23 protein-coding genes are annotated in these 19730 nt (G+C 61.9%); 11 read left to right on the top strand and 12 right to left on the bottom strand.

What is annotated here, in order from left to right:
* Positions 1-2: 2 nt before the first annotated feature.
* Together ACHPFG_RS12750 and ACHPFG_RS12745 are read right to left on the bottom strand one after the other, a co-directional pair.
* Positions 3-1586 (bottom strand): ShlB/FhaC/HecB family hemolysin secretion/activation protein, encoded by a 1584-nt coding sequence (locus ACHPFG_RS12750; protein ID WP_431702818.1) that lies wholly within the window; start codon positions 1584-1586, stop codon positions 3-5.
* 141 nt (positions 1587-1727) lie between these two features.
* Complete coding sequence (locus ACHPFG_RS12745; RefSeq protein WP_431702816.1) at positions 1728-2057, bottom strand: DHCW motif cupin fold protein; 330 nt, start codon at positions 2055-2057, stop codon at positions 1728-1730.
* A 140-nt stretch (positions 2058-2197) separates the two neighbouring features.
* Here ACHPFG_RS12745 and ACHPFG_RS12740 point away from each other — a divergent pair, with 140 nt between their 5' ends.
* Positions 2198-2683 (top strand): HIT family protein, encoded by a 486-nt coding sequence (locus ACHPFG_RS12740; protein ID WP_431702814.1) that lies wholly within the window; start codon positions 2198-2200, stop codon positions 2681-2683.
* A 157-nt stretch (positions 2684-2840) separates the two neighbouring features.
* Entirely contained in the window at positions 2841-3662 is an 822-nt protein-coding gene (locus ACHPFG_RS12735; protein ID WP_431702812.1) for a hypothetical protein, read from the top strand.
* Here the strand turns inward: ACHPFG_RS12735 and ACHPFG_RS12730 are convergent.
* The gene (locus ACHPFG_RS12730) at positions 3619-4095 is read right to left on the bottom strand and encodes a DUF488 domain-containing protein (RefSeq protein ID WP_131699922.1); all 477 of its coding nucleotides are present in this window, start codon (positions 4093-4095) and stop codon (positions 3619-3621) included. The genes ACHPFG_RS12735 and ACHPFG_RS12730 overlap by 44 nt on opposite strands.
* Before the next feature lie 150 nt (positions 4096-4245).
* Positions 4246-4713, bottom strand: a complete 468-nt coding sequence (locus tag ACHPFG_RS12725; RefSeq protein ID WP_340053623.1) for a GNAT family N-acetyltransferase — start codon at positions 4711-4713, stop codon at positions 4246-4248.
* 406 nt (positions 4714-5119) lie between these two features.
* Here ACHPFG_RS12725 and ACHPFG_RS12720 point away from each other — a divergent pair, with 406 nt between their 5' ends.
* The 3 genes from ACHPFG_RS12720 to ACHPFG_RS12710 all read left to right on the top strand — a co-directional run bounded on the left by ACHPFG_RS12720 (position 5120) and on the right by ACHPFG_RS12710 (position 6636).
* Positions 5120-5413 carry a fructose-bisphosphate aldolase gene (locus ACHPFG_RS12720; RefSeq protein ID WP_131699920.1) on the top strand — a complete coding sequence of 98 codons (294 nt, stop codon included), beginning with the start codon at positions 5120-5122 and terminating at the stop codon, positions 5411-5413.
* 287 nt (positions 5414-5700) lie between these two features.
* The gene (locus ACHPFG_RS12715) at positions 5701-6192 is read left to right on the top strand and encodes a GNAT family N-acetyltransferase (protein WP_431702809.1); all 492 of its coding nucleotides are present in this window, start codon (positions 5701-5703) and stop codon (positions 6190-6192) included.
* 18 nt (positions 6193-6210) lie between these two features.
* Entirely contained in the window at positions 6211-6636 is a 426-nt protein-coding gene (locus tag ACHPFG_RS12710; protein WP_131699918.1) for a GNAT family N-acetyltransferase, read from the top strand.
* Between the two features lie 59 nt (positions 6637-6695).
* Here ACHPFG_RS12710 and ACHPFG_RS12705 read toward each other — a convergent pair whose 3' ends face one another.
* Positions 6696-7901 (bottom strand): TPM domain-containing protein, encoded by a 1206-nt coding sequence (locus ACHPFG_RS12705; RefSeq protein WP_431702804.1) that lies wholly within the window; start codon positions 7899-7901, stop codon positions 6696-6698.
* A gap of 128 nt (positions 7902-8029) precedes the next feature.
* Between ACHPFG_RS12705 and ACHPFG_RS12700 the strand changes: the two genes are divergently transcribed.
* Both ACHPFG_RS12700 and ACHPFG_RS12695 read left to right on the top strand, forming a co-directional pair.
* Complete coding sequence (locus tag ACHPFG_RS12700) at positions 8030-8845, top strand: alpha/beta fold hydrolase (protein WP_431702802.1); 816 nt, start codon at positions 8030-8032, stop codon at positions 8843-8845.
* Complete coding sequence (locus ACHPFG_RS12695; RefSeq protein ID WP_431703468.1) at positions 8835-9977, top strand: ATP-binding protein; 1143 nt, start codon at positions 8835-8837, stop codon at positions 9975-9977. The genes ACHPFG_RS12700 and ACHPFG_RS12695 overlap by 11 nt, the downstream gene beginning before the upstream one ends.
* Here the strand turns inward: ACHPFG_RS12695 and dapF are convergent.
* On the bottom strand, positions 9965-10768 hold the full coding sequence (dapF, locus tag ACHPFG_RS12690) for a diaminopimelate epimerase (RefSeq protein ID WP_431702800.1): 804 nt from the start codon (positions 10766-10768) through the stop codon (positions 9965-9967). The two genes, ACHPFG_RS12695 and dapF, sit on opposite strands and share 13 nt — an antisense overlap.
* Positions 10769-10841: 73 nt before the next feature.
* Here dapF and ACHPFG_RS12685 point away from each other — a divergent pair, with 73 nt between their 5' ends.
* Positions 10842-11345, top strand: a complete 504-nt coding sequence (locus tag ACHPFG_RS12685; RefSeq protein WP_431702798.1) for an AAA family ATPase — start codon at positions 10842-10844, stop codon at positions 11343-11345.
* On the opposite strand, the gene ACHPFG_RS12680 is transcribed toward ACHPFG_RS12685, so the two are convergent.
* Positions 11342-12943, bottom strand: coding sequence for a L,D-transpeptidase family protein (locus tag ACHPFG_RS12680; RefSeq protein WP_431702796.1), 1602 nt, complete (start codon positions 12941-12943; stop codon positions 11342-11344). The genes ACHPFG_RS12685 and ACHPFG_RS12680 overlap by 4 nt on opposite strands.
* A gap of 40 nt (positions 12944-12983) precedes the next feature.
* On the opposite strand from ACHPFG_RS12680, the gene ACHPFG_RS12675 reads away from it, so the two are divergent.
* Together ACHPFG_RS12675 and ACHPFG_RS12670 are read left to right on the top strand one after the other, a co-directional pair.
* Entirely contained in the window at positions 12984-13697 is a 714-nt protein-coding gene (locus tag ACHPFG_RS12675) for a murein L,D-transpeptidase catalytic domain family protein (protein ID WP_131699911.1), read from the top strand.
* A gap of 30 nt (positions 13698-13727) precedes the next feature.
* Positions 13728-14474 carry a creatininase family protein gene (locus ACHPFG_RS12670; protein ID WP_131699910.1) on the top strand — a complete coding sequence of 249 codons (747 nt, stop codon included), beginning with the start codon at positions 13728-13730 and terminating at the stop codon, positions 14472-14474.
* A 50-nt stretch (positions 14475-14524) separates the two neighbouring features.
* Here ACHPFG_RS12670 and ACHPFG_RS12665 read toward each other — a convergent pair whose 3' ends face one another.
* On the bottom strand, positions 14525-14857 hold the full coding sequence (locus ACHPFG_RS12665) for a hypothetical protein (RefSeq protein ID WP_431702793.1): 333 nt from the start codon (positions 14855-14857) through the stop codon (positions 14525-14527).
* 34 nt (positions 14858-14891) lie between these two features.
* The gene (locus ACHPFG_RS12660) at positions 14892-15536 is read right to left on the bottom strand and encodes an ATPase (protein ID WP_431702791.1); all 645 of its coding nucleotides are present in this window, start codon (positions 15534-15536) and stop codon (positions 14892-14894) included.
* Positions 15537-15666: 130 nt separating this feature from the next.
* Here ACHPFG_RS12660 and ACHPFG_RS12655 point away from each other — a divergent pair, with 130 nt between their 5' ends.
* Positions 15667-15939: a hypothetical protein gene (locus ACHPFG_RS12655; RefSeq protein WP_131699907.1), complete on the top strand. Its 273-nt coding sequence runs from the start codon at positions 15667-15669 to the stop codon at positions 15937-15939.
* Here the strand turns inward: ACHPFG_RS12655 and yfcF are convergent.
* From yfcF to ACHPFG_RS12640, 3 genes are all read right to left on the bottom strand, one after another.
* The gene (gene yfcF, locus ACHPFG_RS12650) at positions 15914-16546 is read right to left on the bottom strand and encodes a glutathione transferase (RefSeq protein ID WP_431702789.1); all 633 of its coding nucleotides are present in this window, start codon (positions 16544-16546) and stop codon (positions 15914-15916) included. The genes ACHPFG_RS12655 and yfcF overlap by 26 nt on opposite strands.
* A gap of 96 nt (positions 16547-16642) precedes the next feature.
* On the bottom strand, positions 16643-17179 hold the full coding sequence (locus ACHPFG_RS12645) for a DUF924 family protein (protein ID WP_431702787.1): 537 nt from the start codon (positions 17177-17179) through the stop codon (positions 16643-16645).
* A 56-nt stretch (positions 17180-17235) separates the two neighbouring features.
* Positions 17236-19689, bottom strand: a complete 2454-nt coding sequence (locus tag ACHPFG_RS12640) for a TonB-dependent siderophore receptor (protein ID WP_431702785.1) — start codon at positions 19687-19689, stop codon at positions 17236-17238.
* Between the last annotated feature and the right edge of the window lie 41 nt (positions 19690-19730).

Raw genomic sequence — 19730 nt, 5'->3', positions numbered from 1 at the left:
CCTCAAAAGGCCAGGCTGAGACGGACATGCAGGCGATCATCGCCGCGCTGGGTTTCACTGGCTTCGGCGTGCAAGGCATGGCCGTAATCCATTTGCAGATTGAGGTTGCGCCGGTAGATCAGGCGCACGCCCAAGCCGGTGCTGCTCAGGCTGATGTGCTCGAACTCGCCGGGCAGTGCGTTGTTACGGGTCAGGTAACCGGCGTCATAGAACGCCAGGGCACGGCACTGCCAGCTGCCGCCCAGGCACAGCGGCGGCGTGTAGGCTTCGAGGTTGCCGACCACACCCGAGTCGTTGCTCACCTCGCGTTCACGGAAGCCGCGCACCGACGCCGCCCCGCCGGCGCCAAACTGCTCGCCGGGCACCAGGGCATCCTTGGTGTACTGGCCGTTCAACGCCGCGCGCAACTGCCAGGCGGCCGGCAGGATCTGCGTGATGCTCGTCGCGAACCGCAACGCTGTGTAGTCATCCCGCGCATGGGCGCGCGCCAGGTCGAAATCGCGCTGCTGCCCCTTGGACCCGCCTGGAATGTTGTGCAACAGCGACAGGCCGATGTTCGCGTCGCCATCCACCCGCACCCAGGTGCCCTGATACCCCAGGCTGATGGGGTGCACGGTAATGTCGTTGCCCAGTTGCACATCGAACAGTTCCAGGCTGCTTTTATAGGCCTTGTAGTCGACGCCATAGACCAGCTTGGATTGGTAATTGCCCACCGTCGCCAGGTTGTGGTTGTAGCGCGTGCCGAAGATCGTGCCACGGCCGCTCACGGCCAGGTCGAAGATGCCGGCCGTCACGGTGCCGCTGTCGACGTCCGAGTAGCTGGTGAACAAGTCCAGGGAGTCGCCCAGCGCATACAGCGGCAGGTGGTAGCCCAGGCCGTAGACACTGACCCGCTCGGGCTTCTCCACCGTGGTGGTGTATTGCAGGCTCATCACCTGGTCGCGGCCGAACATATTGGCGTTTTGCAGCACGGCGCCGATGTAGGTCCGCCCGGTTTCCTTCGAGCCGCTGTTATCCAGGTTGAGGGCCGCGTTCCACGGTGACTCATCGCTCACCTGCAGGTCGGCGTCCACCGTATCGCTGGCGGCGCTGCTCTTGAGCTTCATCACGGTCTGCTTGGCCGGGTTCTCGTTGGCCAACTTGAGGCTCTTGGACACCGCCGCCAGGTCAGGCGAGATGCCTTCCTGCAGCGCCGGCAGCGACTGGCGCACGTTGGCGGTGCTGAAATGCCGGTTGCCGGCGACCGTCACCTGGCCAATCCGTACCTGCACCACATCCAGTATCACCACGCCGCCATTCAATTCCTGCTCGGGCAAGTCGACGCGCACTAGGGGATAGCCGAGCCGATGGAAGGTGTCTTCGAGCGCCTCCTGGGCCTTGGCCACATCGCTGAAGTCGCGTTGGGCCCCCTCGAACGGCGCCACCGTTTGCGCCAGCGCACTGGCCGGCAGCAGGGTATTGCCGCGCACTTCAAAGCGGGTGATGTCAAAGCGTGGCGACAGCGGCTCGCTATCAGCGGCCACTGCGAAGGAGGTGCACACCGCCAATGAGGCGGGCACCAGCAAGAGCATGAAACGGTCGATCATGGGTTGGCCCTTAGGCAGCGTACGATTTAAACGACTTACGCTGCGTTAGGCGCCAGCAGGGGCAGGCCCCGGCGCAGAGTGTAGCCATTAGATTGCCACTGCGATAGAGAAAGTCCCCATGTTTTCGAGGGGTTTGCAGGTTTAATCCACAATAAACAGCTTGGCCCCCGTGGCAGTGGATGAACGATGCCCCTCCATGTCATTGCCTACCTGGTAGCTCATCCCGGCCGTCAGCGTGAACTGGCGGCCGTCTTCCAACTCTGTGTGCAACTCGCCTTCCAGGCACAGCAGCACATGCCCGCGCTTGCACCAGTGATCGGCCAGGTAGCCGGGGCTGTAATCGACCCTGCGCACGCGGGTGGTGCCGAAGTGGCAGGTGCGCCATGAGGCACTGCCGGTAACGCCGGGGTGAGGCTCGGGTTCGACGGTGGACCAGTCGGTGATGCCAAACGGGACAGCGGTGAGTTCCATGGTTTGCTCGGTCGTCAGTTAACGTGGCCTGAGGCTATCCACCCGACAACGTGCGCGATAGACACAGATCCCGTGGTTTTGTGGGATACAGGCGAGCGTGCTTGTTATCCTGCCCACCCTGCTCCCAAGGACGCGTGCTGATGCAGATCGACCCCGCCTACATCCTGTTTGAGACCGAGCACTGGCTGCTCAACCATCACCTGGCGTCGAAGCTGCCGGGTTACCTGATGCTGGGCGCCAAGGCGCCGATTGATTCCCTCGCCGATATGCCGGAGGCAGCGTTGGCCGAATTGGGTGGACTGCTGGCAAAAACCCAGCGAGCCATGGAAGCGCAACTCAAGCCCAGGTGGTTGTATATCAGCCGCTATGGGCATATGCCGGGGTTCCCGCTGCACTTTCATTTCATCCCGGTGTATGACTGGGTGGAGGAAGCATTCTGGCGGGATGAGCGTTATCGGCGGTTGCAGGATTTGGGTTCTCAGGACCTGGCAAAAACGCTCACCGATGGCGCGGAACTGACGCTGTTTGTGTGGCGGGAGTTGGGTGAAAGCCTGACGCCGCCGGTGATCAAAGGGCCGTCGATTGAGCAGGTGATCGGGAGCTTGCGCGCGCATTTGCGTCACTGATGGAGATCCCCGGCGGGAGCTGACTTATCGGCACGGGTGGCGGTGTAGCATCAGGAATCGAAGTGCTTTGTCATGTGTGCATGCGCCGTTACAAGTCTGTCTGGCAGCTTTCCGATGTCTGGATACAGTTCAGAAAAGACTTCTGGATATGGCCCCCATGAAACGCAAAGTTCGAATCTTGATCCTGTGCAAAACCTACCCTTCCCCGAGCGCAAAATATGCCGAAACATCCTGCGTTGCGGGGATGGATGAGGACGGCAATCTCATACGGTTGTATCCCGTACCGTTTCGCTTGGTGACCAGTGATCAGCAGTTTGCCAAGTGGCAATGGATCGAAGCCTCTATAGAACGCAGCCCGGCGGACCGCAGACCAGAAAGCCATAAGATCGGCGTGGACAGTATTTGTGTGGGCAGGACCCTGCCCGCAGGCGATTGGTACGAAAGACGAGTATTGCTGGACAGACTGATGGTTTATGAAAATTTTGACGCACTGGAAAAGGCCAGGATTGAGCATAACGTCACGCTAGGCCTGATCAGGCCGGCACGCATCGCAGCATTACGCATCCAGAAATCAGCCTCTACAGAATGGACCCCAGAGGAAATTGACAAGCTGCAATCGATGCAACGCCAACCCAGCCTGTTTAAAGAGCAGGAACACGCCAGCATCAAGCGCCTGGAGAAAGTGCCCTTCGACTTTCATTACGTTTATGAGTGTTTGGTCGACGGTGAACTGAAAACCCATATCCACAAAATTGTCGACTGGGAAGCCAGTCAACTCTTCAGAAACGTGTATCGCAAACACGGCGCAAAAGGTTGGGAGGCCCCCTTTCGGCACAAGCTGGAAACCGATCTACCCGACAAAGACCTCATGCTGTTGATGGGCACGATCCATCGTTTTCCCAAACAGTGGCTGATCGTAAGCTTGATCTATCCGCCTAAGCGACAGAACGAAGACGATCAACAAATAGCGTTGTTTTGACCGACAGATGCTGAGCTTCCAGCGACGGCTCCACTTCCTGCGCGGCTTCGGCAATCAAACTGCGATGGCAAAAACTTGCGTCCGCCTCATAGCAGACCATGCAGACCCGCTGTTCAGCCGCACTGCAAAGCAGCTCGCTCAACACCGTGCCTTGGGTGCGGATATAAGCCCTGAACTCACGCGCATAGGTGGCCCAATTACCGTCTTCCTTGAATTGCTTGCGTATGGGCTTCGGGCAGCCGAGCGGCCGGATGTGCTCATAGGCGATCCCCTCCGCAGCCAGGCATTGGGCAAAGGCATTTTTGGAGAAGCCTTTTTTTCGCGACAGCGGGTATTCACGCACATCCAGCACCTTGTCGATCCCAGCCTGCTTGAGTCGCGCGATGAATGCGTCGATAGACAGTCCTTCGTAGCCTGCAGTGTAGAGGTTCATGCGGAGTCTCCTGGGGCCTCCCGGCGCGATCAAAAGGTAAAAAAGCGCCGGGACTATAACATCGCCGGTTATTGACCAGACTTTGAGGGTGACGGGCGGAGCAGATTATTGCGTAACAAGCAAATAGCGCTTTTTGGCCAGTACACCGTTTCAACCAATCTGCTTTTTCATCGGAATGCACGCCAACTGCAACCCCGACGGCGAGTGGTAAATCGCCTGCTCATCCCCCACGTAGCCACACGCGCGATAAAAACTCGCGGCATTCAACGTCGCGTCCAGCACCACTTCTTCAATCGCCAGTTCCCGTGCGACCTGCTCAAGGTGATCCAGCATCGCCTTGCCATATCCGCGTCCGGTGAATGCGGGCAACACGAACAGCGCGCCGACTTCGTGGTTGGCCGGGTCAAGCATGCCGGTGGCGATCGGCTCACCGTTCAGCCAGCCCAGGTAGAACGGTTTTTCCATCAGCGCGCTGTAGCCGTCCTCGGCCTTGCCACGGGTCCAGAGCGCCATGTGTTCGGCGGTGTAGGCGCCGATGCATTGGCTGCGGATGGCTGCGCGGCGGATGTCAAAAGCGGCGTTGGCGTCGGTGGGGGTGGCGCGTTTTATTTCCAGCATGGGGGCCTTCCTTCATGGGTTTTCATTGCCCTCCCGGGTGAATGAATAACGGAGGTGAGGGAGCTTGCTCCCGCTTTGGCAGTTTAATCTTATCAAGCCCTTAGGCCGATGTAGTCGTTCTGCCAGTCGGTTGCACCTCGGCTGGCGGCACTTTATAGTTCGCCCCGTCGCCGGCTTTGGTCAGCGACAGGGTTTCGCAGCCCTAAAACGATTCACACCGACACCGTCAGACATACCCCAGCCGGCTCCCGGCTGCCGAATGTTTTATGGCGGCTGTGCGTGGGAGACCTTCGGGTCTGCCGGGTTTTGGTGTAAATCGTCCGGTCTGCGAACCCGCGCACAGCTGCCACCCAATCTGTTTCGCAGCAGAGCAGGTGGTAATTCTTCTTTCATGAGGATTTACACCATGACAACTCAACACCCGCCCCGCCGCTTCACCCCCATGTCCCAAACCGCAACCGACTACCCCGTGCTGCTGATCGACAGCGACGCCCCACTCAGCGAGCTGCATGCCTGCGCCAGTGAGCGTCTCAACGCCGCCCTCGCCTATCTGCACCTGATGGCCTGTTCCAACGTGTCCGACTATGCCGAGCACGACATCAACACCGTCGCCAATACCGCCCGGATCATGGTCCAGGATGTGGCGGATGTGTTTACGGTGATCGAGCGGCGAGGGTTTGATTCGCCTGCGGTGAGTTGATGTGACTTGAGCGGTGAGGAAGCCCGCTTTGGCGGGCTCCACACTGCCTCTTGACCTCGATGGCCCTGACCAACATGCATCGGAAACAGTACCCACCACCAAGCCTGGCGCGGACAAAACTGTGGGAGGGGGCTTGCCCCCGATAGCGGTGGGTCAGTTATAAATGGGTTGACTGACACGCCGCCATCGGGGGCAAGCCCCCTCCCACATTTTGTTCTGTGTTCAACGCAGAGTCCCAGCGAGGCCGTTATGATGTGGCCTTTCGCTCAACGCCCCAGGAAACGCCCATGCCCGCCCTCACCTTACGCAACGCCCTCCCCGCCGACGCCGCCCGTTGCTACGCGATTGAAATCACCGCCTACGAGGGCGACGAAGCCGCGACCCTGGAAAAGATCGCCACCCGCATTGCGCTATACCCGCAAGGCTTTTTGATCCTGGAGGCCGAGGGCGAGGTGGTGGGTTTTATCAACGGCGGCTGCGCCCATGAAGTGGTGATGTCGGACGAGGCGTTCAAGGAACTGGTGGGGCATTCGGCCGAGGCGCCGAATGTGGTGATCATGTCGGTGGTGGTCGACCCTGCGCATCAGGGCAAGGGGTATTCCAAGGTGCTGATGACCGAGTTCGTGCAGCGCATGCGCGCGATGGGCAAGCGCACGATTCACCTGATGTGCAAGGAACAGCATGTGCCGTTGTACACCCGCATGGGCTACACCTATGTGCGCCCTTCACCCTCGGATCATGGCGGCATGGCCTGGCATGAAATGCTGATGACGCTTTAACCAACGGAGGGTTTCGCGATGACCGCAGCGCTTATAGAAATCAGCGACCAACCCAACCCCGACGCCGAACGCATTCTCGGCAACGGCCTCGCGGCGTTCAACGAAGGTATTGCCGGCTACAACGACCGCCTGCCACTGACGGTATTGATCAAAGACCCCGACACCCGGCAGATCGTCGGTGGCATCACCGGCAAAACCACCTTGGGCATGGCCTTTCTCGACCTGTTCCACCTGCCCGAAACCCTGCGCGGCACAGGCCTGGGCAGCCGGTTGCTGCACGCCTTTGAGCACGAAGCCCGGCGGCGCGGCTGCGCGAACGCGGTGCTCTACACCCTCAGTTTTCAGGCCCCGGGGTTTTATGAAAAGCATGGATGGGTGCGGTTCGGGGAGGTCCCTTGTGAACCGGCAGGCAGCAGTCGCGTGTTTCTGTCCAAGCGGCTGTAACGTTCCGGGCTTTGCCAGACAGCCGCTTGCAGCCTGGCGTCACGCAGAACAAGCTCCGATTACCAACTCCCCGACGCCCCGCCACCGCCACTGGAGCCACCGCCCCCCGAGGAACTGCTGCTGGAGCTGGAGCCACTGGAACCCGAACCGGAGCCACCGCCCGAACCGGAGCCCGAGCCGGAACTGGCAATGCTCTGCACAAACACGATAAACGCCACAAAGGAGGCCACTGGAATCGCCACGATCCAGCCCTGATACCCGTGCCCCAACAGTGTCCCCGCAGCGACGTAGATGGCCATGACGGCCAGCGCACGCAGGAGGAAAAAGCGCGGGCTCTTTTTCCAGGATGCCCTGATGACGAAGAACAACCCGAGGTACAAGCCCAGCACCAACGCCGCGCCAAACGGCCACACCAGCCAATGGATATAACTGACCTCCACGAACCGGTTGGCGATCACCACCCCGACGATATAGGCCAACAGCCCTATCACGCAGTAGAACGCCGTGCGCGCCAGCCACAAGGCGCCGAAGGTGGCGCCACCGATCAGGAGGGTCAGGGGCAGTACCAGCAGGTACATCGGCCATTCCCGGCCGCCGGCGAATGCCACCAGCGCCACGGTAACGGCTGCCGTGGCGATCAGCGCCCCCCGCCAGCCCAGCTTGCGCGCCGCGACCAGCACGCCGCCGACGGCACCGCACACGAACGCCAGCAATACCGCAAGCGCCTCAAGACTGCCGCCCTGCCCGGCCACGTGCGGCAAGTCACCGCCATCCACCAGGACAACCAGGTCGTTCACGCCCTGCTCGACACCGCCGGCATAGTCGCCCTGGCGAAACGCCGGGGTGATGTGCTCTTCGATAATCCGATGGGCCAGCAGGTCGGTCACCGTGCCTTCCAGGCCATAGCCCACCTCGATGCGCACTTTGCGGTCGTCCTTGGCCACCACCAGCAGGATGCCGTCGTTGATGTCCTTGCGCCCCAGTTTCCAGGCGCGGAACAGTTGGTTGGCGTAGTCCTCGATGCTCGCGCCACCGGTGGTGGGCACCAGCAACACGCCAACCTGCGCGCCTTTGCGCTGTTCGAGGGCGGCGAGTTGGTCTTTCAGACGGGTGGTGGTGTCGGCGTCGAGGGTGTTGGTGAGGTCGATCACCCGCTGGTCGAGGGCTACGCCGATGGGCGACGTCTCGGCCTGGGCCGCGATAAACAGGCCGGCGGACATCAATACCAGCAGACTCAAGACGGATTGCCGCACCCATCGCATCATGTTTGTTACCTGAAGTTTCTTCCTGAAGGCGCCGACTTTACCCTATCAGCGCTATAAGGCGTGACCCAAAGCCATCGACTATCTAAACTGCAGCACACCTAGCAATACGCCATAATTTCGAGATCCCCATGGGCCTACTCCAGCGCAACAACGTCAACGTGATGGGTGACGGGCACTCAACCCTGGTGTTTTCCCATGGTTTTGGCTGCAACCAGGCCATGTGGAACTACCTCGCGCCGCAGTTCAAAGAGCGTTTTCGCGTGGTGCTGTATGACCTTGTGGGCGCCGGTCTCTCCGACCTCAACGCCTTTGACAAGGCCAAGTACAGCACGCTGGACGGCTATGCCCGCGACTTGAACGAGATCATCGACACCTTTGCCGAGGGCCCGGTGATTCTGGTGGGGCACTCGGTCAGTGCGATGATCGGCACCCTCGCCGACCGCCTGGCCCCCGGCCGTGTCGCCGCCCACGTGATGATCGGCCCCTCGCCTCGCTATATCGATGCCGACGGCTACGTGGGCGGTTTCAAACGCGCCGACATCGACGACCTGCTCGACACCCTCGACAGCAACTACCTCGGCTGGTCCAGCGCCATGGCCCCGGTGATCATGGGTGCCCCCGGCCAACCGGCGCTGAGCGACGAGTTGACCGAGAGTTTCTGCCGCACCGAGCCGGACATCGCCAAGCAGTTCGCGCGAGTGACCTTTATGTCGGACAACCGCCAGGACGTGATCGGCCTGCCCACCCCGGTGCTGATCCTGCAATCGAGTGACGACCTGATCGCCCCGGTGGCCGTGGGTGAATACCTGCACAGCGTACTGCCCAACAGCACCTATTGCCTGGTGGACAACGTCGGCCATTGCCCGCACATGAGCGCGCCGCAGGCCTGCGCGGCGGCCATGGATGCCTTCCTGGTACCGTGGATGGCAGCGCGTGCCGGCTGATCTGTTCAACAGCGCCGCCTGCGCCCTGGCCGTCACCACGGAAGATGGCACGATCCAGCAGGCCAACGCGCGCTTCAGCGACTGGCTGGGGTTCAGCCTCGCCGAGCTGCAAGGCCGGCGCTTCCAGGACCTACTGAGCATGGGCGGGAAGATCTTCCACCAGACCCACCTGGCGCCGATGCTGCGCATGCACGGCAGCGTCACCGAGGTAAAGCTGGACCTGCTGCACCGCGATGGGCACAAGCTGACCGTGCTGCTCAACGGTAACAAACGTGAGCAGGCCGGCGTCGTGGTGTACGACCTGGCGCTGTTCGGCACCACCGACCGCGACAAATACGAGCGCGAGTTGCTCAACGCACGCAACCTGGCCGAAGCGCTGTTGCAGGAAAAAACCGCCACCGAAGTCGCGCTGCAACAAGCCCAGGCCGAACTGAACGAGGCCTACGCCATCGCCCAGCGTCGCGCCCTGTTTGCCGAGCAGATGGTGGCGATTGTCAGCCATGACCTGAAAAACCCGCTCACGGCGATTCGCATGGCGTCGGACTTTCTCAGCCGTGGCGAACGCACGCCCAAAGAGCGCCAACTGCTGAGGCATATCGGCCAGTCCTCCGAGCGCGCGCAACGCATGATCGCCGACCTGCTGGACTTTACCCAGGCACGGGTCGGCCAGGGCATCACCATCAAGGCGGCGCCGCTGGACCTGCATGAGGTGATCCATCGCGCGGTGGACGAACTGCGTGTGGCGTTCCCCAAGGCAACGCTGGCGCATCAAGCACAAGGCAGTGGCGACGCCTGCCTGGATGCCGATCGCGTGCAGCAGATCATCGGCAACCTGGTGGCCAACAGCGTGGCCTATGGTGACCCGCAACGGCCGATCACCATCACCTCGCGCCTGGCCGACGGCGCTTGCGAAGTGGCGGTGCACAACCACGGCACGGCGATTCCGGCAGGTTTGCTGGCCGGGCTGTTCGAGCCCATGACCCGTGGCACCGACCAAGGCAGCGACGTGCGCAGCGTGGGCCTGGGCCTGTATATCGTGCGGGAGTTGGCCAAGGTGCATGGCGGCGATGTCGCGGTGAGTTCCTGTGCCACGGCCGGCACCACCTTCACGGTGACGTTTCAGAACAGGTAGGCACTGCCCTGCATGATCGGCTCCACGCTGCCCGTCAGCACCACACCGCCCTGTCCGTCCCAGCGCACGATAACCGTACCGCCGTCGCACTCCACCTGCACCGTGGCATCCAGCAAGCCACGGCGGATACCATTGACCACCGCGCCGCAACAACACGAACCGGAACCCAGCGGCACGCCGCCGCCACGCTCCCAGATGCGCAGGCGGATATGCCCACGGTCGAGGACCTGCACGAAATGCACATTGGTCCTGGCCGGGAACAGCGGGTGAATTTCCAGCGCCGGGCCCACGGCGGCCGGGTCGATAGCGTCGATGTCGGCCACAAAAAACGTGCAATGAGGGTTGCCCATGCTGCACGCCGCCGGGTTGCCCGCCAGCGGTAACGTACACGTATCCATGGCCTCGGCCAGCGGCACGGCCGACCAGTCCAGCGACGGCGCGCCCATGTCCACCGACACCCGCCGCCCCGCCTCGCGCACACAGGTCAGCAGGCCACGGTCAGTGCGCAGCACAACCGAATCGCTGCGGGTTTCCTGCATCAAGCGGTCGGCCACTCCACGCGTGGCGCTGCCACAGGTTTGCAGCGGCGTGCCGTTGGGGTTCCAGAATTTGACGCGCGCGGCGGCGTCTTCGCAGTCGAGCACCACGGCCAGTTGATTGAAGCCAATGCCGGTGTGGCGATTGCCCAGGCGGCGGGCGACCTCGGGGGTGACAGGGTCGTCCAGGCCACGGCGGTCGATGATGATGAAGTCGTCGCCATGGGCGTGCATCTTTGTGAACGGCAAGGTCATGGACTGTCCTGGGGTCGACCGGTGGGGAACTGGAGGATACCCTGAACCGACCCAACCTTATCGAGAGTCAAGCATGCTTATCGTCTTCAGCGGCCTGCCCGGCACCGGCAAAACCACGATTGCCCGCGAGTTGGCGCGCCAGACCGGTGCGGTTTATCTGCGCATCGATGTGATCGAGCAGGCGATTCGCGACGCGGGCGTATTGGCGGGTGATGTCGGCGCCAGCGGTTACGGCGTGGCGAATGCGCTGGCGCTGAGTAACTTGCAGTTGGGCCATAGGGTCGTCGCCGATTGCGTGAACCCGGTGCAGGAAAGTCGGGCAGCCTGGACAGCAATGGCCGCGACGGCAGAGGTGGCGCTGATCAATATTCAGGTGGTGTGCACAGACTCGCAGGAACACCAGCGCCGGGTGGAAACCCGTACCGGCGACATTCCTGGGTTGACGCCGCCGACTTGGCAGTCGGTGTCGGCGCACGAGTACGAGCGCTGGGACCCACCCGTGTTGACCCTGGACACGGCATCCGTGACAGCCACCGAGGCCGTCGCGTTAATCGTCGCCCACACGGCAATGCCCTAGAGGACACTCCCCATCGCCTTCATCAACACCAGGTCGCGCCCATAAATATCCGGCGCATACACCAGGTCACCCTGGCCATCGACCTGCACCGTCCAGTAACCCAACAGCACCGGCACCGGGGTGGCCAGCCTGAATTCATGGGTCACGCCGGTGGCCAGCAGTTCATCGGTGCGCGCGCGTTCGGCCGGGCTGACCAGCAGGTCGCGCAGCAGCAACGGTTGTTCAACCCTGACGCAACCGGAGCTGAACGCCCGTGGGCCTTTGGTGAACAGCGGTTGGCTCGGGGTGTCGTGCAGGTACACCGAGTACGGGTTGGGGAAGCGCATCACGATCTTGCCCAGCGGGTTGCGCGGGCCGGCTTCCTGGCGCAGCAGGATATTGCCGGGGCGCGCCCAGTCGATATTTTCCGGCGCCAGCGGGTTGCCTTCGGCGTCGAGCACTTGCAGGTTTTGCTGGCGCAGGTATTCGGGGTTGAGCCGGATGGCCGGGAGTTTGTCCTCACGCATGATGGTGGGCGGGATGGTCCAGGTGGGGTTGAGGGTCAGCCGGGTGATGCGAGACTTGAGCAGCGGCGTCTGGCGTTCGGCGCGACCCACTTGCAGGCGGGTTTGCCACACGGGGATGCCGCTCTGGTACACGCTCAGTTGCGCGGCGGCGACGTTGACCAGCACGCCTTCGGGCTCCAGGTCCTGGGCCAGCCAGCGGAAACGCTCGAGGTTGATGCGCAGTTGTTCACGGCGCATAGCCGGGCTGATATTGAGTTCGGCCACCGTGCCGGCACCGATCACACCGTCCGATTGCAAGGAGTGGCTGAGCTGGAAGGCTTTCACCGCCGTGACCAGTTCCGGACCGTATTGTTTGCCCGCGCCCTTGGGTTCGACAGGCAGGTAGCCACCGCTGTGGAGCCGACGGGCCAGTTCCGGGACGCGCGGGTCTTCCATGCCGGGACGCAATAACGGGCCGCTGCCGACCGGGTCCCAATGGGGCAAGGGTTGCAGACGCACCATGGAATAGGCGTTGCGCAGGCTGCGGTAAAGATCGGCGCTGGGGCGTGCCTGGTCGAAGGCTTGCACCATGTCCTGCAGGCCGACGGCAGCGAGGGCCAGCACTTCGGTGTTGGGGTCACGGGTGGGCGGCTGCGAATGCCACAGCGGTTCGAAGCGCGATTGCTGCAGGCGTCCGTAGTGCAGATCGTGCAGGGCTTGCAGGTAGTGCTGGCTGCTGCCGATGTCGCTGCACAACACGTTGGCCGTGGCATCCGCCGCAGGCAGACTATAGTGGGTGGGGTCCAGGCCGTCGTCGGCGAGCATCAGCAACTGAGTCTGGAGCGCTTGGCGGCGCGTCTCATCCGCCCACAACGGTGCATCGCCTTGTTGCTGATAGAACGCTTGCAGGCGCGCAAGGGCCGGCGCATCGATCTGCGATGCCAGGCCGGGACAGACACTGGGCAACTGCGCCAGGGCCTGTTGCACCGGAGCCAGGTCCAGCGGCGCGGGGGTCGTAACGGGCAACGGCTGCACCGGCAGCGCATCGGCTGTCGCGACCAATGGTGCAACGAGCAAGCAAATGCTCAAGTAACATGCGTGTTTTTTGAACAATGGCTTTGCTCCAATCCACAGCGGGGGAGATGTACTGTAGATGCTGACTTTTATGTGCCGCCTCGGTTTGGCCACCGTGGGCCTGGCTTTACTGAGCAATTCTGCGCTCGCCGCCAATGGCAACCCTCCTTCCTTGTATAGCAGCCTGGCGCGGTCGGCTCCAGAACTCAATCCCGCTGTATTGAAAAGCGCCCTGAACGCCGTGCAATGCGCGGTCAATAATGGCGAAGAACGCTCCGAGCGCCTGGCCGTGATTGACTACTCCCAGCCTTCGACCGCCCGTCGGCTGTGGATCTTCGACCTGCGCAAGAAAACCCTGGTGCTGCGCGATCTGGTGGCCCACGGTGCCAAATCCGGGGAAAACTTCGCCACCCAGTTCTCCAACCTCGAAGGCAGCCACCAATCCAGCCTGGGCCTGTTCCGCACCCAGGAAAGCTACCTGGGCACCCATGGCTATTCGCTGCGCATGGACGGCCTGGAACCGGGATTCAACGACCAGGCCCGCGACCGCGCCATCGTGATCCATGCCGCCGACTACGTCAGCCCCTTGTGGAGCAAGCGCGAAGGCCGCATCGGCCGCAGCCAGGGTTGCCCGGCCGTGCGTCCACAGGTGGCGCGCCAGGTGGTGGATAAGCTCAAGGACGGGCAGTTCATGTTTTCGTGGTACCCCGACCAACGCTGGTTGAAGTCCTCGACGTACCTCAATTGCAAACCCCAACAGGTGGCGAGTAGTCGTACAATCCGTGGCGGTTAGCCTGTCCCCACAGATAAAAGAGAGCTTCGCATGCTTCTACATCAATCGACCTGGATCGAGATCGGGCAGTTCCTGGAACGCAGCCGCACGGTGGTGATCCCCATCGGCTCCAACGAACAACACGGCCCCACCGGCCTGCTGGGCACCGACTGGATGTGCCCGGAAATCATCGCCCATGAGGCGCAAAAGCACGCCGACATCCTCATCGGCCCGACCTTCAATATCGGCATGGCCCAGCACCACCTGGGCTTCCCCGGCACCATTTCCCTGCGCCCTTCCACCTTTATCGCTGCGATTGGCGACTGGGTGCGCTCGCTGGCCGGGCATGGTTTCGACAAGATCCTGTTCCTGAACGGCCACGGCGGCAATATCGCCACGATTGAAGCGGCGTTTTCCGAGCTGTACGCCGAGGCGAGCTTCGGCCGTCGCCCTGCCGGGTTTGCGCTGAAGCTGGTGAACTGGTGGGATCTGGAAGGCGTCACTGACCTGGCGCACCGCCAATTCCCGGTGGGGCATGGTAGCCATGCGACGCCTTCGGAGATCGCAGTGACGCAGTGGGCGTACCCGGACGCAATCAAGTCGGCCGACTACTCCCCGCAAATCGCCAACACCGGGCCGATCCGTGAAGCCCTGGACTTCCGCGCACGCTTCCCCGACGGGCGCATGGGCTCGGACCCGGCGCTGGCGACGGTGGAGAAAGGTGGGGAGTTGGTGGCATTGGCAGCTCAAGGGCTGGTCAAAACCGTCAACAACTTCAGCAACGAAGCCAGACCTTAGGCCTTATGCAGATCCAAATGTGGGAGGGGGCTTGCCCCCTCCCACATTGGTTATCTGCAGTCCTGCGCAACCTGTTCAAGCCGCGACGGCGTGATGGTCGACGCCAGCGGTTTGCGCTCATACAAAAACACCTTGCCACCGTCCCCGGCCTTGTAGACCTCCAGCACGTCATCGGCAGCAATCTTGCTGGTCAACACCACCCTGGCGTGGCGCGAGTTCTGCGTCACGGTCGAGGTGATCCCGTGTTTTTCCAGCTTGGGGAGCACGCATTGCACATAGGCTTCGGGGCTCTTGCTGGTTTGCAGGATCAGGGTCGGGTTGTTAGGAGCAGAAACACAACCGGCCAGCAACGAGGCAGTGACCGGTACGAAAAAAGAGCGCATGAAAAAATCCTGAGTCTAAAAATAAAGGTTCACATCAACCCGCGCGAACCAGCGCCTTGAGCGAGGCATCGAACTGCTTCAACGCATCGAGCTGCACATCCCGCTGCTGCTCGATCCGCGCGGCAATTTCCGGTGCGGCCTTGTCGTGCACCCACACCGAGGGCACCTGCCTGTGCATCGAGCCTTCGGCCTTGGCGATGTATTGCAGGTCCGCGTCATAGAACCGCGCGATAAAGCGCGCCTCGACCTGATCGTTGCGCGGGGTCAGCAGTTGGTTATGGGTATCGAGCATCACCACCACGTCGGGGCGAGCCTGCACCAGGGCATCCAGATTGTCGTAGACCGTCACCGACAAAAAGGTTCCCTGGAGCGAGTTCATCAACCAATCAATAGCCAGTTCCGGGTCGGAGCTGTTGACGAACGCCTCGCGGATACGTCCGTCAAGGGCATCCCTGGCGCCATTCAAGGCCATGTCGTGGTAGCGTTCAAGGTAGCTGAGGTTGTCGCGGGTGTTATCGCTTAACAACACGCCCACCGATTGCGCATGCTGCAGGGAGTCTACGCTACCGACGATAGGTAGCAAATGGCCTGTATGCAGTTCACCGGCGATGGCCGCATTATTCACCAGCACGGTGCCGAGCATCAGAATCATTAAACCAAGCTGAATAATCGTCCTCATCACGCATTTCCTTGAACAGCGTTTCGATGAAGCAATTTTGCGCTTTCCCTGCAAAAACAGAACTTGCAATGCGTGATGGTGACTATTATCTGAAGCGATAGTGTCGCGATAAAATTTATAAGGAGCCGCCATGAAGCCCCACCAGAAAACCTTCGACCGTATTCGCGAAGCTGTCTTGCCGGAGTTTCGCGAGCGAGTCGCCGATTACCTGGCCGACTATGAATACGTGCTGCAGAATCCGGGCGCCGACCCAGACCAGGCCTATGCCAGTGCCCAACAATTGCGCGGCTACCTGCGCGGCTTGAACACCACGCGGGTGCTGGGCATGGCCGATTGGGAAGACCTGGACCGGCGCGTCATGCAAATGACTGCAAACGCTACAGCGCAGGACGTCGCAGGTTGACCCATTCCTGCACAGACGGCCGGCACCACTGGCGTTCTGCATAGGCCACCAGCTCGGTGGGTACGCTGTCACCGTTGAGGATCAGGCGATTGAGCATCACCGCCAGGTCCACATCAGCAATGCACCACTCACCGAACAAGTACGGCGGATTACCCGCCAGCAGCACCTGCGCCGCGCTGATCAACTTGGCAGCCGCCGCTTCAGCCACGGCGGTCAGTGGGGGCATCTTCTGCCCGTAGAACACCACCATCGTCGAGCGCTCCTGACGAATCGGCAGCAAATCACTGCGCAGCCACGCCTGTACCTGTCGCGCCCTCGCCCGCTGTTTGGGATCGGCCGGGTACACGGCTGTCTCGGGGTAGGCCTGGTCCAGGTATTCGGTAATCGCGGAGGATTCCGACAAGGCAAAATCGCCTTCCACCAGGGTCGGCACCCGCTGGGTCACGGACAACCGGGCAAAATCGGCCGTCTGGTTTTGCGCGGCATCCAGGTCCAGGGTGACCAGGTCGAAGGCCAGGCCTTTTTCCCGCAGGGTCACGAACACCGACATCGCGTACGGGCTGGTGTAGAGCGAATCAACGTAGAGGCGTAACGGGGGCTGGTTCATGGCGGGGCTCCTTGGGTGAAGCCCTACGCTACGAGATGTGCGACGGGAAAGACAATGCGCTGTTTTTATGGGGGCATTCCTGGACGGAATAGCGGGTTAACCGGCAAACCCGCCCTTGTCCAGAAAGGCGCGTTCTTCATCCGTGGTGACCCTGGCCAGCACCGCATTACGATGGGGGAAACGCCCGAAGCGCTCGATGATCTGCGCGTGTTCCTTGGCCCAGCGGTAAGTGTTGGCGTCCAGCTGCTGGTTGAGGGTCAGGGAGCGTTGCTGGTCCCTTGGGTCTTCCGAGTGCTCGAACGGCAAATAACAGAACGCGCGCAATGCCGGCTCAACCTGATGGTCGAGCCCGGCGTCCACCATGCGCTGGGCATACAGGCGTGCCAGCGGGTCGGTGGCGAACATGTGCGCGGTGCCGCGAAAGGCATTGCGTGGGTATTGGTCGAGCAGGATCAGCAAGGCCAAGGCGCCTTCGGCTGAATCCAGCCAGCTTTCCAGCTCGCGCCGGGCGGCTTGCAGGTGGGTGGCGTGGAAGGTCTCGCGGAAGGTGGCGTCGAAGGCATCGTCCTTGGCGAACCAGCGTTTGGGGCCGGCACTTTTCCAGAAGTCGATAACGGTCTGTGGCGTGTTCATTTTATTCTCCTGTAGTCGCGAGCACGCTCGCGCCTGCAGTGGACCGTGTTTACCGCTTAGAAGTCCACCGTGGCCGACAGCTTCACCGTACGCGGCTCGCCCTGGGTCAGGTAGTTATTGGCCGTCGACGCCGACGCCCAGTACGCTTTGTTCGCCACGTTTTCGACATTGGCGCGCAAAGTGATGTACTTGTCATCAGCCTTGAAGCCGTAGCGGGCGCCGAGATCGACGCGGGTCCAGGCCGGGATGTTCAGGGTGTTGGTGGCGTTGACGTATTCCCCCCCGGTACGCAGCATCCGCGCGTTGACGGCGGCGCCCTGGAGGCCCGGGATGTCCCAGTCGGCCCCCAGGTTATACTGGAAACGCGGCACGCCGGCGGCACGGTTGCCGTCGCTAAGACCGTTGGAGGTGTTCTGCAATTCGGTGTGCATCCACGTGGCGCCGGCCAACAGACGCAGGCCGTCGAGGGGTTCGCCGAACACGTTGAGTTCGACGCCTTTGTTGATTTGCTCGCCGTCGACATTGAACGTCCGCGTACCGTTGGGAAACTGCGGCGTCACACTACCGGGGTTATTGTTGGTCGCGCTGTTGGGCTGTTCGATGCGGTATACGCCGAGGGTCGCACCGTAGTTTTCCCAATCGAGCTTGACCCCGGCTTCTGTCTGTTTACTGCGACTGGGTGGAAATACGTCGCCGCTGTTGGTGATGTCGACAGCCGTCGGCACCGTGGGTCCCTGGGCCAGCCCCTCAATCCGATTGGCATAGAACGACACGTGCTCCCACGGCTTGACCACAAGCCCATACACCGGCGTGGTAATGGACTCGCCATAGTTTGCGGTGCGCGCACCGCTCGTGGTGTTCCAGCCATCCACTTCGATGGTCTGGCGACGTACGCCAACGGTCAACAACACGCGATCATCAATGAAGCCCAGCGTGTCCGAAACGGCGGCACTCTTGATGCGATTCTTACCGACGATGCGCGGGTCGTGGAGATCGCTGCCAAAGTAAGTCACGGTCGGGCGTGGTACCTGGGTCGGGTTGTACAGATTGCCCGGCCGCCGGTTGCCCTGCTGGATCGCCTCAAATGCTGAACGCTGCTCCCCCCAGATGCCGGACAATCCGAAGTTGACCTGATGGGTCACCGACCCCGTGTTGAAATGCCCGTTCAGGCCGGCCATGGCGCTCTTGTTGTCTTCATCATGGGGCGAGTACAAAAAGCCCACGCGACCGCTGCCATCGTTGCCCACATACAACGACGAATACTGACCATTCTCGCGTGTGTGCTTGGCACCGCCACCGACATAGACCGTCCAGGTTTCATTAAGGTCGTACTCGGCATTGAACATGCCGTAGGTGTCCTCCAGCTCCGACCAACTCCAGTCCTGCGCATAGTTATCCTTGGCCGACGGCGCCTTGGGTACCTGGGTGCCGTTGGGGTAGACCACGGAACGGCCGTTGTTGATGCGCTCTTTCTGATAGCCGAAGTCGGTGGACAGGCGCAGGCGATCACCACGGTAATCCAGGGCCACGGCCACCAGTTGCGAGCTTTTGAATTCATCATCGATGGCTGTGTCGCCGCCATGCCTGGCCAGGTTGACCCGGGCGCCGAAGCGGTTGTCTTCGCCAAAGCGTTGGCCCAGATCAAGGTGACCACCGGACTGCCCGTCGGTGGTGGTGTCGAGGGTGACGCTGCGGGTGGCGATGTCTTCGGCACGTTTGGGCACCAGGTTGACGCTGCCGCCAATGCCGCTGCCAGCGGGCGATACACCATTGACGAAGGCATTGGGGCCTTTGAACAACTCGACGCGCTCCAGCGCCTCGGTGGTGATGATTTGCCGGGGCAGCACGCCGTACAGGCCGTTGAAGGCAATGTCATCGGTGTTTAAGGGTAGGCCACGGATGGTGAACACCTGGGAGAAGTTGCCGAAGCCGGATGACTGGCGCACCGAGGCGTCGTTGAGCAGCACATCCCCGACGGTGCGTGCCTGCTGGTCGGCGATGGTCTTGGCGGTGTAGCTGACCACGCTGAACGGCACATCACTGATCGAGCGATTGCCCAACACGCCGAGCCGTGCCGAACGCGCCACCTGCCCGCCGCCGTAGGTATCCGCCTGCGCCCCGCCTTCACCGCTGATGGTGGTGGCGCCCAACTCCAGCGCGTCGCCAGTGGCCTGTGGCACGACGGTGTAGCCATTGCTGCCGGCGCTTTGCAGCGTATAGCCGCTCCCTTGCAGCAACTGCATAAAGCCCGATTGTGCGGTGTAGCTGCCCTGCAAACCTGTGCTCCGCTGATCATTGAGCAACATGGCGTCAAACGACAACGGCACGCCCGACAGCGCCGCAAACTGCGCCAATACATTACCCAATGGCCCTGGCGCGATCTGGTAGCTGCGCGCCGCGCTGGTCGCCGCCTCGTCAGCCACGGCGCTGTGCAGCGGCGCAATGGCCGCCAGCGCGACAGCCAGGGTCAATGCCTTCAAAGGGCGGATGGGGTGCGGTGTGAAGGTCATGGGCATTCCTGTCGGCGCGGTGCAAAGTTGAGGGTTCTCCC

It is taken from the genome of Pseudomonas sp. BR20 (genome assembly GCF_050780135.1).
GTDB lineage: Bacteria > Pseudomonadota > Gammaproteobacteria > Pseudomonadales > Pseudomonadaceae > Aquipseudomonas.
The sequence above is the reverse complement of the archived record's forward strand: the minus strand, read 5'-3'. Positions and strand labels throughout refer to the sequence as shown.

Coding starts and splice junctions, on each gene's coding strand:
- ACHPFG_RS12750 (WP_431702818.1), bottom strand. CDS start 1,586: ATGATCGACCGTTTCATGCTCTTGCTGGTGCCCGCCTCATTGGCGGTG.
- ACHPFG_RS12745 (WP_431702816.1), bottom strand. CDS start 2,057: ATGGAACTCACCGCTGTCCCGTTTGGCATCACCGACTGGTCCACCGTC.
- ACHPFG_RS12740 (WP_431702814.1), top strand. CDS start 2,198: ATGCAGATCGACCCCGCCTACATCCTGTTTGAGACCGAGCACTGGCTG.
- ACHPFG_RS12735 (WP_431702812.1), top strand. CDS start 2,841: ATGAAACGCAAAGTTCGAATCTTGATCCTGTGCAAAACCTACCCTTCC.
- ACHPFG_RS12730 (WP_131699922.1), bottom strand. CDS start 4,095: ATGAACCTCTACACTGCAGGCTACGAAGGACTGTCTATCGACGCATTC.
- ACHPFG_RS12725 (WP_340053623.1), bottom strand. CDS start 4,713: ATGCTGGAAATAAAACGCGCCACCCCCACCGACGCCAACGCCGCTTTT.
- ACHPFG_RS12720 (WP_131699920.1), top strand. CDS start 5,120: ATGACAACTCAACACCCGCCCCGCCGCTTCACCCCCATGTCCCAAACC.
- ACHPFG_RS12715 (WP_431702809.1), top strand. CDS start 5,701: ATGCCCGCCCTCACCTTACGCAACGCCCTCCCCGCCGACGCCGCCCGT.
- ACHPFG_RS12710 (WP_131699918.1), top strand. CDS start 6,211: ATGACCGCAGCGCTTATAGAAATCAGCGACCAACCCAACCCCGACGCC.
- ACHPFG_RS12705 (WP_431702804.1), bottom strand. CDS start 7,901: ATGATGCGATGGGTGCGGCAATCCGTCTTGAGTCTGCTGGTATTGATG.
- ACHPFG_RS12700 (WP_431702802.1), top strand. CDS start 8,030: ATGGGCCTACTCCAGCGCAACAACGTCAACGTGATGGGTGACGGGCAC.
- dapF (WP_431702800.1), bottom strand. CDS start 10,768: ATGACCTTGCCGTTCACAAAGATGCACGCCCATGGCGACGACTTCATC.
- ACHPFG_RS12685 (WP_431702798.1), top strand. CDS start 10,842: ATGCTTATCGTCTTCAGCGGCCTGCCCGGCACCGGCAAAACCACGATT.
- ACHPFG_RS12675 (WP_131699911.1), top strand. CDS start 12,984: ATGCTGACTTTTATGTGCCGCCTCGGTTTGGCCACCGTGGGCCTGGCT.
- ACHPFG_RS12670 (WP_131699910.1), top strand. CDS start 13,728: ATGCTTCTACATCAATCGACCTGGATCGAGATCGGGCAGTTCCTGGAA.
- ACHPFG_RS12665 (WP_431702793.1), bottom strand. CDS start 14,857: ATGCGCTCTTTTTTCGTACCGGTCACTGCCTCGTTGCTGGCCGGTTGT.
- ACHPFG_RS12660 (WP_431702791.1), bottom strand. CDS start 15,536: ATGAGGACGATTATTCAGCTTGGTTTAATGATTCTGATGCTCGGCACC.
- ACHPFG_RS12655 (WP_131699907.1), top strand. CDS start 15,667: ATGAAGCCCCACCAGAAAACCTTCGACCGTATTCGCGAAGCTGTCTTG.
- yfcF (WP_431702789.1), bottom strand. CDS start 16,546: ATGAACCAGCCCCCGTTACGCCTCTACGTTGATTCGCTCTACACCAGC.
- ACHPFG_RS12645 (WP_431702787.1), bottom strand. CDS start 17,179: ATGAACACGCCACAGACCGTTATCGACTTCTGGAAAAGTGCCGGCCCC.
- ACHPFG_RS12640 (WP_431702785.1), bottom strand. CDS start 19,689: ATGACCTTCACACCGCACCCCATCCGCCCTTTGAAGGCATTGACCCTG.